The following is a 10,994-nucleotide window of genomic DNA, read 5'->3' as shown; positions in this document are numbered from 1 at the left end:
CAGAGCGGCGACCTGTCTCTCGTCGGCGACGAAGTCCGACGTGGAGGACGGGAGTTGCTGGGGTCGGGCCTCGTGCGGCTGCGGGCGGTGGACGGGGCGCGCCGCGAAGAGCGGCTCGCTCAGAGCGGGGAGGCGCAGCCCAGCGCCGAGCCGTCGGGCCACCTCCGGGTCGTCGGCCCGTTCGGCGAGGGCGGGCACCATCGCCGCGCGGACGTCGCGGTGCTGCCCGGGCGCGTCCCACCCCGCGAGCAACGCGCCGAAGGCGGCACCCCGCCGGTCGCGGTCCATGGCGGCCAGGCCGTGCGCGGCGGCCTTCCGGGTTCCCACGGAGCCGCCCGTCCCCGCGAGGACCGCGCCCAGCCGCCGTACGGCCTCGCGGTCGGGCACGGTACCGAGCAGCACCGTCGCCCCGGTCATCGCCGCCCGGCCGCGTACTCCGCCGCCCGCCGCGCGGTCGAGGAGGTACTCCAGGGTCCGGGGATGCGCGTCCGCCCCTCCGCGCCCGGCGGCCAGGACGCCCAGCGCGGCGAGCGCGGCGGCTGCCACCGGTTGCGGGGCGTCCGCCGCGAGCTGCCTCAGCCGACCGGGGTCGGCGATCAGGGCGGCGGCGTCGGTCCGCTCCCGCAGGGGAGCCCGGTCGTCCACCGCGACGCGGACGAGGTGCGCGTCGAGCAGGGCGCGCTGCTCCGGAAGCATCCGGCTCAGGGCGCGCCCTTCCGGGCGGGGCACCCAGTGGGCGGGAAGTTCCGCGCCGAGCACCGCGCCGAGCAGGTCGGTGCGGCGCCGGGCGAGGGTCCGCCAGACGCGCGGGACGGCGATGAGGGAGGCGTCGGCCGCGAGCAGCCGGGCCAGGCGTTCCTCCCGGGTCGCGGGGTCGCGCAGCCACAGCGTCGCGGCGGCCCCGCGTACGGGCGCCGCTCCCGCCGTCGCCGACCGCCCCGTCTCCGCGTCCAGCGCGGCCAGTCGGGGCAGGCTGGGCGCCAGCAGTGCGGCCAGGATCACCGGGTTCTCGCGCACCGGGGCGGCGGACCGCTCCCACAGGGCCCCGGCCTCCGTGCCGGTCAGCGCCAGGGGCCGTACGGGACCGCCGTGCCGGGCGTCGGCGAGAACCGGCAGCAGCAGGCCGGCGACGGCGGCGGCCCGGTCGGCGTCCTCGCGGCGGGCGGCCGACTCCAGTACCCGGCGGAGCCAGTGCTCGGCGGCGGCGAGGGTTTCCCGCGTCGAGTCCCTGGACTGCGCGGTGGTCGTCGCCGCGTCCCGCAGTACGGCGAACGGCACGGCGGGCAGGAGGTGTCCGGGTGCCCTCCCGGCGGCCAGCAGGGCGTTGTGGCGCACGGACTCCTGGTCGTGCCAGGCCCGTTCGCAGCTTTCCAGGACGCGCGCGTACTCCCCCGGGTCACCGTGCAGTGCGGCGCACGCCAGGAGGGCCGGCCATCCGGCGGCCCGGTCGAGTGGCCGGTGCGCGTCGGTGAGCTCCCTCAGCGCGGGCTCGGCCTCCTCGAAGGGGAGCAGGGCCGCGAGTCGGGACCGGTGCATGAGGCGCCGGGGCAGGGGCGACCACCGCTCGGCGATCGTCCGGGCGCGGTCGGCCGGGGACAGCGAGGCGAGCACGCCGAACCCGGTCGGCGAGAGGGGCTGCCCGCGCGGCCCGAGGCGTGCCTCGGCCACGCGCCGTCGCTCCCGCGGAGGCAGCAGGGCGATCAGGGGCTGGGGTTCCTGGCGGATGCCCGGGTCGGGGTACCGGCTGAAGTCGTCGACGCGCAGGACCCGGGCGAGCAGGAGGAGATCGTCGCCGTCGCACGCTTCGAGCGCCCGACGGGTGCGTGGGGGCAGCGGGCCGTCCTCCAGCGGTACGCGGTCGGTCCCGGTGCGCCGCAGGACCGCGGCGAGTGCGGCGGGCCGGGCGAGCAGGGTCATGGCGGCGCGTCCGCCGACCAGGTGCGGCGCCCGTTCCATCAGCAGCAGCCCGGCCGCCGGATCGCGCCGGGCGATCGTCGTGGTGGTCGCCCCGCCGCCCTCGCGCCGCGTCCCGGCGTCGGCCGGGCGGCCGGCGAGATGTTCGGCGAGCGCGCCGGGAGCGGTACGGGCCAGCACGTGCAGGATCTCGGGCCGCACCCGGCCCAGCCTGCCGAGCCAGTGACGGACCGTCACGGGCGTGCAGGCCGCGAGCAGCCGGGCCGTGTCCTCGTCGCCGTGCCGGGCGTGGACACGTCCGGCCAGCCGGTCGGCGAGAGCGTGCCGCCGGGAGTGCCGCAGCACGCCGTAGGTGTCCCGGCGCACGGACGCGGGGCCGTGGAGGGCCAGTTCCGCCAGGGCGTGGTCGGGTACGGGGAGCCGGACGGCGGCCGACAGCGCGTGCCGCCTGAGCAGCGGGTCGGCGAGGGCCGCGGTCACGGTGGCCAGGTCGCGGCGGACGGTGGCGAGGAAGAGGGCGAGTACCCGGTCGTCCGGGGTGCCGGAGTCCAGTTCGGCGTGGGCGGCGCGGTAGCCGGCCTCGTCCAGGGAACGGGTGTGTACGGCGACGGCCCGCATCCGGACCGGGTGGGGCAGGTGGTCGAAGGCGATCGACACGGGGACTTCGTCTCTGCGGATGCTCCGCCGGTTCTCCGCCCTCCCCCCTTGTGGGACGGGCGTCGTCGCCGGGGTCGGGGCCGTCGGCTCCGTGCCGACGTCGTGCGATGTTCGCACCCCGCCCGGCACCGGCACAAGGAAAATCCGCGGCACCCCGCGCCCTCCCCCGCGTAGCCTCACGCCCATGACCAGCCCCGACGCCGAAGCCCTCGTCCGCGACCACACGGTCTACTCCTGCGTGATGGGCTCGCGGGCGTTCGGGCTGGCCACCGAGGGGAGCGACACCGACCGGCGTGGGGTGTTCCTCGCCCCGACCGCTTCGTTCTGGCGGTTCGAGAAGCCGCCGACGCATCTGGACGGCCCGGCGCCGGAGCAGCTCTCCTGGGAGCTGGAGCGTTTCTGCGAACTGGCCCTGCGCGCCAACCCGAACGTCCTGGAGTGCCTGCACTCACCCCTGGTGGAGCGGATCGACGACACCGGCCGCGAACTCCTCGCGCTGCGGGACGCCTTCCTGTCCCGCGAGGTGTACACCACCTTCACCCGGTACGCGACGGGCCAGCGCCGGAAGCTGGAGGCCGACGAGCGGACGCACGGCGCGCCGCGCTGGAAGCACGCCATGCACTTGCTGCGGCTGCTGATGTCCGCCCGGGACACGCTGCGCACCGGGGTGCTGGTCCTGGATGTCGGGGAGCGGCGGGCGGAACTGCTCGCGGTGAAGCGGGGCGAGGTGGAGTGGCCGGAGGTCGAGCGCCGGATGGCGCGGCTGGCCGGGGAGTGCGAGGAGGCCGTCGGCCGTTCCCCGCTGCCGGCCCGCCCCGACCGGGCCCGGGTCGAGGACTTCCTCGTCCGGACCCGGCGCGCTTCGGCGCTGAGCGGCGGCTGAAAGGCGGCCGCGCCCCTGGCCGCCGGGTACGCCGGCCAGGGGCTCACTCCCCCAGCCGGACCCGTACGACGAGTTCGTCCAACGCCTCGAAGCAGGTCGGCGGCTCCGGCAGCCGGGTCGTCCGCCGGGCCTTGTCGAGCACCTCGTGCAGCGCCGCGACCTCGCGGGCCACCGTCTCCGTGTCCGGGCCCTCCATCGCCCCGTGTTCGGCGGCGGCTTTCGCCTCGATCAGTCCGGGCAGCCACGTGGGTGCCGGCACCTGTTCCAGCAGGCTCGGGAGGTGGGCCTGGATCTCACCGGTGTGCATCTCCTGGACTCCGGTGAGCAGGGCGCGGAACGTGTAACAGCGGCTTGAGTTCGCCGTTCTTCTCGAAGATCCGCCACTGGGTGCGGGCGAATCCCCGGTAGTGGTGGGCGTGGTGAACAGTGATCAGTTCAGGTGTCAGGGATACGAGTTCGCGGTGAACCGGGCTCGTGCGCACGACCGGCGGGGAGAGCAGTTGCTCCAGGACGTATCCGTTCGGCCGCAGCATCAGCCGGACGAACTTCCGCAGATCGTGTGTGACGAGATCCATCTCGACCCGTCACGCACCCACGTCCGGCTCCGGGTTCCTCCGGATCGCGGAGCCCGACCAGGTCCCGGGCGGGCAGGACGTGGACACCCCGCAGGTCCACGTCCGAGTCCCGGGAGGGGAAGCCGTACAGATGCGCGCCGGAGACGGTGGCGAAGGCGGGGAATCCGGGCTCCTCGTCCACAACGGCCCCGAGGTCGACGTCCGGGAGCCCCGCCGTGCCGGCCGGTATCGCCCCGGCTTCTCCAGAACCAGTGTCCATGGGCCAAGGATCCCAGAGGCCGCACCTCACGCGTCCCAGAGCGCCCCCAGAGACAGCAAATCGCTCCGGTACTCGATCCGCTCCGCCCACTCCTTCGGCCAGGCCGAGGCGCCCAGGTGGGCACCGGCGAGCGCGCCGGTGAGGCAGGCCAGCGAGTCGGAGTCGCCCCGGGTGCAGGCGGCCCGGCGGAGCGCGGTGACGGGCTCCTCGGGGAAGAGCAGGAAGCAGTGCAGGGCGGTCGCGAGGGCCTCCTCGGCGATCCAGCCGTCCCCGGTGCGCTCGCAGGGGTCGGTCTCCGGGGACGGGTGGCGCAGCGCCTCCTGGACGCGGGTCAGGACGTCCAGGCACTCGTCCCAGCCGCGCTGGATGTAGGACTGGGCGGAGGCGTCGTGGGTGTGGCGCCAGAGGTCACCGAGCCAGCGCTCGTGGTAGCGGCTCCGGTTCTCGTAGGCGTAGCTGCGCAGTTGTCCGACGAGGCCGAGGGGTTCGGCGCCCTTGGCGAGCAGGTGGACGGCGCGGGCCATCAGGTCGGAGGCGGCCAGCGCGGTGGGATGGCCGTGGGTGAGGGCGGCCTGGAGCTGGGCGGCGCCGGCGCGCTGTTCGTCGCTGAGTCCGGGGACCAGCCCGACGGGGGCGACGCGCATGTTGGCGCCGCACCCCTTGGAACCGGTCTGGCTGGCTTCCTGCCAGGGGCGGTCGCTGTCGAGGAGCCGGCAGGCGACCATGCAGGTGCGGCCGGGGGCGCGGTTGTTGTCCGGCGAGTGGTACCAGTCCACGAACTCTTCCCGGACCGGCCGAGCCAGTCGCAATCCGGTGAGCAGGCCCCGGTCCATGGCGGTGCGGATGCCTCGCCCGAGGGCGAGGGTCATCTGGGTGTCGTCGGTGACGAACGCGGGCCGGGGGAGCTCCATCCCGCGCCACGGACCGCACTTGGCGAGGATGGCGGGCACGTCGTTGAACTCGGTCGGGAAGCCCAGCGCGTCGCCGAGGGCGAGCCCGACGAGCGAGCCGGTGGCGGCCTGTTTGGTGCGGGTTCTGGTGGCGACGGTCATGGGGTTCTTCCTTCCGGTCGCAGGAGCGGGGGGTGCAGGGTGGTGGCGGTGCCCGCCCGGTAGAGGGCGGCGGGTTTGCCCCGGCCCCCGGTGCGGCGCGGCGACCCTTCGACGGCTTCGACGAAACCGGAGGTGGCGAGGACCTTGCGCCGGAAGTTGGGGCGGTCGAGCGCGGTGCCCCAGACAGTTTCGTAGACCTGCTGGAGCTCGCCGAGGGTGAACTCGGCGGGGCAGAACGCCGTTGCCAGGCAGGTGTATTCGAGCTTGGAGCCGATGCGGTCGTGGGCGTCGGCGAGGATGGTTCCGTGGTCGAAGGCGAGGGGTCCGGGCACCCCGGTGGTCCCCTCGCCGTACTCCCACCAGCGGGCGCTGACCGCGTCGCCGCCGCCGCGCGGTTCGGGCAGGTCCGGCAGGAGCGCCGCGTACGCGACGGAGACGACCCGCATCCTCGGATCGCGGTCCGGTTCGGTGTAGGTGCGCAGTTGTTCGAGGTGAACCTCGCAGACGGTGTCCTCGTCCAGGCCCGTCTCCTCGGCCAGTTCGCGGCGGGCGGCCTGCGGGGCGGACTCGCGGGGCGCGACGAAGCCGCCCGGGAGCGCCCAGCGTCCCTTGTACGGTTCCTCACCGCGCTCCACGAGCAGCACATGGAGCCGTCCATCGCGAACGGTGAAGACGGCGAGGTCGACGGTGACGGCGAACGGGGTGAAGGCGTACGGGTCGTAGCCCTCCGGCGCTCCTGCGGGCTCCTGCGCACGGGTGTTCATCGTCGCTCCGGGAGTGGCGGGCTGAAGTGCCAGCCGGTCGCGAGGAGTTCGTCGACGGCGGCGACGGCGGTGGCGAGCCGCTGTTCGCGGGTGCCGGTGACTTCCACGAACCGTCTCCCGGTGCGGGTGAGTTCGGCGCGGAAGCGGCTCGTCATCCAGGGCCGCAGCTCCTCGCCGTCGCGCAGTCCGTCGTCCTCGAAGGGGACGCCCTCGTGGTCGGTGAGCAGCCACAGGTGGTGGTCCGCGCGGTCCGCGGTGGCCTCGACGCGCGGGTTGCGCCCGCCGACGTACCGCTCGTGCCAGACGGTGGTGGCGAAGGAGTCGGTGTCGCAGAAGAGCACCGGCGAGCCGGTCCGCGCGGCGGCCTCCTCGCGGTCGTTCTGGACGGCGGCGATCAGCGGAAAGTCGCCGGTGGTGAAGACGACGTCCTCCCACTGGGCGCCGGGGTGGTCGGCGCGCAGGGCGGCGAGCTTCTGCTCGCTGAACTCCCGCCCGTACTCCGGCACACTGCGCGTCCGCGCCCACACCCCGCCGCGCCGCCGGTAGTGCTCGGCCAGGGCGAGCGTCAGGGTGGTGGTTCCGGTGGACTCGGCGCCGACCACCACGACCCGGCGGGCGAGCCCGGCGCGTACGGCCGGCTCCAGGAAGTCCCAGCAGGCGACCGGGTCCTCGCGGACCGCCGTGCCGGAGACCGGGAAGACGGTGCGCTCGGGGTCGACGCAGACCGGCTCGGCGCCGAAGCGCCGGGCGAGCTCGTCGCCGTACGCCTCCGAGGAGAAGACCGCGTCGACCCGTTCGGGCACGGCGGCGGTGAACACCGCCATGTGCGCGTCCCAGATCGCGGGGTCGTGGACGTCCATGCGTATGTCGTCCACCGCTCCCACGACCGTGGCGCCGGGGTGCGTCTCGCGCATCCAGGCGACCCGGTCGACGAGCGGCACCGATTCGACGCCGGCGGCGCAGACCAGGACGGTCAGCCGCTCGCAGCGGTCCTGGGCGGTGCGGACGAGGTGGTGGTGGCCCGCGTGCGGCGGGTAGAACTTGCCGAGCACCAGGCCGTGGGCGTACTTCTTCACGCCGTCACCTCCGTGCGCCCGGCCGAGCGTCCGGCCGCGCCCGGGTCCGCGGCGAGGTCGCGCCGCCAGGAGCGCAGCCCGGCCACGCAGAGCGCGAGGAAGCCGACGTACAGCAGCGAGGTCAGATACAGGCCCTTGTGGGCGTAGAGCGGGATGTAGACGAGGTCGGCGGCGATCCACAGCCACCAGGACTCGACCCGCTTGCGGCTCTGTCCGTAGGTCGCCATCAGGGAGAGCGCGGTCGTCAGCGCGTCCCAGAACGGCACGGTCGAGTCGGTGGCCCGGGAGAGCAGCAGGGTCAGCGCGAGGGTCCCCACCGCCCCCGCCGCGAGCAGCCAGGCCCCTTCGGTGCGCGGCGTGCCGCGCACCGGCAGGACGGGTGCCCCTGGTCCACCCCCGTGGGTCCAGGTCCACCAGCCGTACGCGGCGAGGGCGATGAAGACGATCTGGAGTCCGGCGTCGGCGTAGAGGCCGGACTGTGCGAACAGCAGCACGAAGAAGAGGTTGTTGGCGATGCCGACCGGCCAGTTGGCCAGGTGCTGGCGCACCACGAGCCAGACGCAGAGCGCCCCGCTGCCGAATCCGAGCACCTCGGTCCAGCTGACGGGGGTGTCCAGCCAGGTGAACAGGGGCTCCTGCAAGGGGTCGAGAACATCCGCGAGACTCATGCCCGCCTCCTTAATGGTCACCTTGACTATAAAGGTGCGCCGAGGCATGCGAAAGGCCCGCGGCCGGTCCTGTTCAGAAAATCGAACAGGACCGGCCGCGGGCCTTCGGGAGGGAGCCGGGGCTCCTCCGGGGTCTTACAGACCGACCTCGCGCATCAGCATGCCGACCTCGGTGTTGGTCAGGCGGCGCAGCCAGCCGGACTTCTGGTCACCCAGCGGGATCGGCCCGAAGGACGTCCGCACCAGGCGGTCGACCGGGAAACCGGCCTCGGAGAGCATCCGGCGGACGATGTGCTTGCGGCCCTCGTGGAGGGTCACCTCGACCAGGTAGTTCTTGCCGGTGTTCTCGACGACACGGAAGTGGTCGGCGCGGGCGTACCCGTCCTCCAGCTGGATGCCGTCCTTGAGCCGCTTGCCCAGGTCGCGCGGGAGCGGGCCCTGGATCGCGGCGAGGTACGTCTTCTTCACGCCGTACTTCGGGTGGGTCAGGCGGTGGGCGAGCTCACCGTGGTTGGTGAGCATGATGATGCCCTCGGTCTCGGTGTCCAGCCGGCCGACGTGGAAGAGCCGCGTCTCACGGTTGGTGACGTAGTCGCCGAGGCACTGGCGGCCGTCCGGGTCCTCCATCGAGGAGACCACGCCGGCCGGCTTGTTCAGCGCGAAGAAGAGGTACGACTGGGTCGCGACGGTCAGGCCGTCGACCTTGATCTCGTCCTTCTGGGGGTCGACGCGCTTGCCCTGCTCCAGCACGATCTCGCCGTTGACCTCGACGCGCGCCTGCTCGATCAGCTCCTCGCACGCCCGCCGCGAGCCCATGCCGGCCCGGGCGAGGATCTTCTGCAGCCGCTCGCCCTCCTGCTCGGCGCCCGGGTGGGTCCTGACCACCTTGAAGTCCGGCTTGTCCGCGTACCGGTCGCGGTTGCGCTGCTCGATCTTCGCGTCCAGCTCGCGCGGCCGGGCCTGGCCCGACGGGCCGCGCCGGAAGCCGCCACGGGCGTTGCCGGGCTGCGGGGACTTCGGTCCGCCCTTGGCGCCGCCGCGGGCCGAGGCGCCGCGGCCCTTGCGGGCTTCGCTGTCACCGGCGCCCGACGAGCTGGTCGAGGGGCCTACGTCGTAACGGCGCTCCTCGGGGCGGGGGCGGCGCGGACGCTGCTCCTGCTGCTCGTCGCGCCCGCCGCGGCCCTGGCCGCCCTGAGCAGGCCCCCGACCGCCCTGACCGCCCTGGCCGCGACCGCCCTGGGCCGGTCCGCGACCGCCCTGGCCACGACCGCCCTGACTACCGCCCTGGCCACGACCGCCCTGGCCACCGCCCTGGGAGTTGGACCGGAAGGACCCGCCGCTGCCGCCCCGGGGGTTCCGGTTGCCGCCGCCGCTGCTGCCGCTTCCGCTGTTACTGCCACTGCTTCGCATCAAAATTCCGTCTTGTCGTCTGCGTGAGTATCCGGGGTGTCCGGTGCGTCCGGATCGAACGACGGCACACCCTCTAGCGTCTCAGCCTCGATCGCGTCCGCTTCCGGAAGGAAGGGAGCGAGTTCCGGGAGCTCGTCCAGACCACGCAGGCCCATACGCTCCAGAAAGTAGTTCGTCGTCCTGTACAGGATCGCACCTGTTTCGGGTTCCGTCCCCGCCTCCTCGACCAGAGCACGCTGGAGGAGGGTCCGCATGACCCCGTCGCAGTTCACTCCGCGCACCGCCGAGACCCTCGAACGGCTGACCGGCTGGCGGTACGCGACGACCGCCAGGGTCTCCAGTGCCGCCTGGGTGAGACGGGCCTGCCGGCCGTCCAGGACGAAGCTCTCCACCGCCTCCGCGTAGGCGGGCCGGGTGTAGTACCGCCAGCCGCCCGCCACGAGCCTCAGATCGAATCCGCGGCGCTGGGCGGTGTACTCGTCGGCCAGCTCCCGCAGGGCGAGGGCCACGGCCCTCGGGGGCCGCTGGAGGACCTTCGCGAGGTGTTCCTCGGTGGCCGGCTCGTCCACGACCATCAGCACCGCCTCCAGGGCGGGCTTCAGCTCCAGGTCCGCCACGCTCCCGTACCCGGCGGGCTCCCCGTCGTACCCGGGCTGCCGCTCGTCCGCGAACCCCCGCGCCCCGCCGTGCCCCGGTGCGCCCCCGTGCTCCGGTCCGGCGGCGACTCCCCCGGTCCCGCCGACTCCGTTGATCCCGCCGATCCCGCCGGCTCCACTCACGACTCCACACCCTCTTCCGCGTCCGGCTGGACTTCCTGGTCGAACTCGTCGGTCACGACGGGCTGCGCGCCCTCCTCGCCGCACCACCGCACGAGGAGTTCGCCGAGCGCCTCCTCCTGGTCCAGCACGACCGCCTTCTCCCGGTACAGCTCCAGCAGCGCGAGGAAGCGTGCCACCACCGTGAGGGTGTCTCCCGCGTCCTCGGTGAGCTCCCGGAAACTGGCCGCGCCCGACGTCCGCAGCAGCGCGACCACGATCCCCGCCTGCTCGCGCACGCTGACCAGCGGCGCGTGGATGTGGTCCACGTAGACCTGGGGCTCGGGACGGGGCTGCATGGCCTTCACGGCGAGCCGGGCGAACCCCTCGGGGCCGATGCTGAGGACGACCTCCGGCAGCAGCGCCGCGTGGTGCGGCTCCAGCCCGACCGTACGCGGGAAGCGGCGCGACTCGGCGTCCAGCCGGTCGCTGAAGATGTCCGCGATCCTCTTGTACGCCCGGTACTGCAGCAGCCGCGCGAAGAGCAGGTCCCGCGCCTCCAGGAGCGCGAGGTCGGCCTCGTCCTCGACCTCGGCGGTGGGCAGCAGCCGGGCGGCCTTGAGATCGAGCAGGGTCGCGGCGACCACCAGGAACTCGGTGGTCTGGTCCAGGTCCCAGTCCGCCCCCATCGCGCGGATGTGGGCCATGAACTCGTCGGTGACCCTGGAGAGCGCGACCTCGGTCACGTCCAGCCGGTGCCGGGTGATCAGCTGGAGCAGCAGGTCGAAGGGGCCCTCGAAGTTCGCCAGCCGTACGGTGAACCGCCTGCCGTCCGCCGGAGCCTCCTGAGGGCCCTTTGGCGGCCCGCCGGGCGCTTCGGGCACCTCGGGCGCCCCGGACGGCTCCGGGGGGGCTCATCCTGGCCGACACCAAGTTCGAGTTCGGCTTCGCGCCCGGTGCGGACGGTGTGGACGAGCTGGT

The 10,994-nt window shown here is 73.8% G+C and carries 9 protein-coding genes and 1 pseudogene; 1 reads left to right on the top strand and 9 read right to left on the bottom strand.

Features of this window, described 5'->3' with window-relative positions; translation table 11 throughout:
• The coding region (locus tag ACWD3D_RS26075; RefSeq protein ID WP_451463223.1) for a hypothetical protein at positions 1 to 2,571 on the bottom strand (2,571 nt) is incomplete at its 3' end.
• 184 nt (positions 2,572 to 2,755) lie between these two features.
• Between ACWD3D_RS26075 and ACWD3D_RS26070 the strand changes: the two genes are divergently transcribed.
• Positions 2,756 to 3,454 carry a nucleotidyltransferase domain-containing protein gene (locus ACWD3D_RS26070; protein ID WP_451463222.1) on the top strand — a complete coding sequence of 233 codons (699 nt, stop codon included), beginning with the start codon at positions 2,756 to 2,758 and terminating at the stop codon, positions 3,452 to 3,454.
• Between the two features lie 43 nt (positions 3,455 to 3,497).
• Here ACWD3D_RS26070 and ACWD3D_RS26065 read toward each other — a convergent pair.
• The 8 genes and pseudogenes from ACWD3D_RS26065 to ACWD3D_RS26030 form a co-directional block, all read right to left on the bottom strand.
• Positions 3,498 to 4,288, bottom strand: a pseudogene (locus ACWD3D_RS26065) (nucleotidyltransferase domain-containing protein).
• A 26-nt stretch (positions 4,289 to 4,314) separates the two neighbouring features.
• Positions 4,315 to 5,340 carry an ADP-ribosylglycohydrolase family protein gene (locus ACWD3D_RS26060; protein WP_451463221.1) on the bottom strand — a complete coding sequence of 342 codons (1,026 nt, stop codon included), beginning with the start codon at positions 5,338 to 5,340 and terminating at the stop codon, positions 4,315 to 4,317.
• Positions 5,337 to 6,104 carry an NUDIX hydrolase gene (locus ACWD3D_RS26055; RefSeq protein ID WP_451463220.1) on the bottom strand — a complete coding sequence of 256 codons (768 nt, stop codon included), beginning with the start codon at positions 6,102 to 6,104 and terminating at the stop codon, positions 5,337 to 5,339. Before ACWD3D_RS26055 ends, ACWD3D_RS26060 begins: the two co-directional genes overlap by 4 nt.
• Positions 6,101 to 7,180 (bottom strand): AAA family ATPase, encoded by a 1,080-nt coding sequence (locus ACWD3D_RS26050; RefSeq protein ID WP_451463219.1) that lies wholly within the window; start codon positions 7,178 to 7,180, stop codon positions 6,101 to 6,103. The genes ACWD3D_RS26055 and ACWD3D_RS26050 overlap by 4 nt, the downstream gene beginning before the upstream one ends.
• Entirely contained in the window at positions 7,177 to 7,848 is a 672-nt protein-coding gene (gene pnuC, locus ACWD3D_RS26045; RefSeq protein ID WP_451463218.1) for a nicotinamide riboside transporter PnuC, read from the bottom strand. The genes ACWD3D_RS26050 and pnuC overlap by 4 nt, the downstream gene beginning before the upstream one ends.
• Positions 7,849 to 7,983: 135 nt before the next feature.
• Entirely contained in the window at positions 7,984 to 9,258 is a 1,275-nt protein-coding gene (locus tag ACWD3D_RS26040; RefSeq protein ID WP_451463217.1) for a pseudouridine synthase, read from the bottom strand.
• The gene (gene scpB, locus ACWD3D_RS26035; RefSeq protein WP_451463224.1) at positions 9,258 to 9,875 is read right to left on the bottom strand and encodes an SMC-Scp complex subunit ScpB; all 618 of its coding nucleotides are present in this window, start codon (positions 9,873 to 9,875) and stop codon (positions 9,258 to 9,260) included. The genes ACWD3D_RS26040 and scpB overlap by 1 nt, the downstream gene beginning before the upstream one ends.
• A 158-nt stretch (positions 9,876 to 10,033) precedes the next feature.
• Complete coding sequence (locus ACWD3D_RS26030) at positions 10,034 to 10,897, bottom strand: segregation and condensation protein A (RefSeq protein ID WP_451463216.1); 864 nt, start codon at positions 10,895 to 10,897, stop codon at positions 10,034 to 10,036.
• Positions 10,898 to 10,994: the final 97 nt, after the last annotated feature.

Source organism: Streptomyces sp. NPDC002690 (assembly GCF_053592415.1).
Note: the sequence above shows the minus strand (reverse complement) of the source record. Positions and strands in the feature narration are given on the sequence as shown.

Coding starts and splice junctions, on each gene's coding strand:
- ACWD3D_RS26070 (WP_451463222.1), top strand. CDS start 2,756: ATGACCAGCCCCGACGCCGAAGCCCTCGTCCGCGACCACACGGTCTAC.
- ACWD3D_RS26060 (WP_451463221.1), bottom strand. CDS start 5,340: ATGACCGTCGCCACCAGAACCCGCACCAAACAGGCCGCCACCGGCTCG.
- ACWD3D_RS26055 (WP_451463220.1), bottom strand. CDS start 6,104: ATGAACACCCGTGCGCAGGAGCCCGCAGGAGCGCCGGAGGGCTACGAC.
- pnuC (WP_451463218.1), bottom strand. CDS start 7,848: ATGAGTCTCGCGGATGTTCTCGACCCCTTGCAGGAGCCCCTGTTCACC.
- ACWD3D_RS26040 (WP_451463217.1), bottom strand. CDS start 9,258: ATGCGAAGCAGTGGCAGTAACAGCGGAAGCGGCAGCAGCGGCGGCGGC.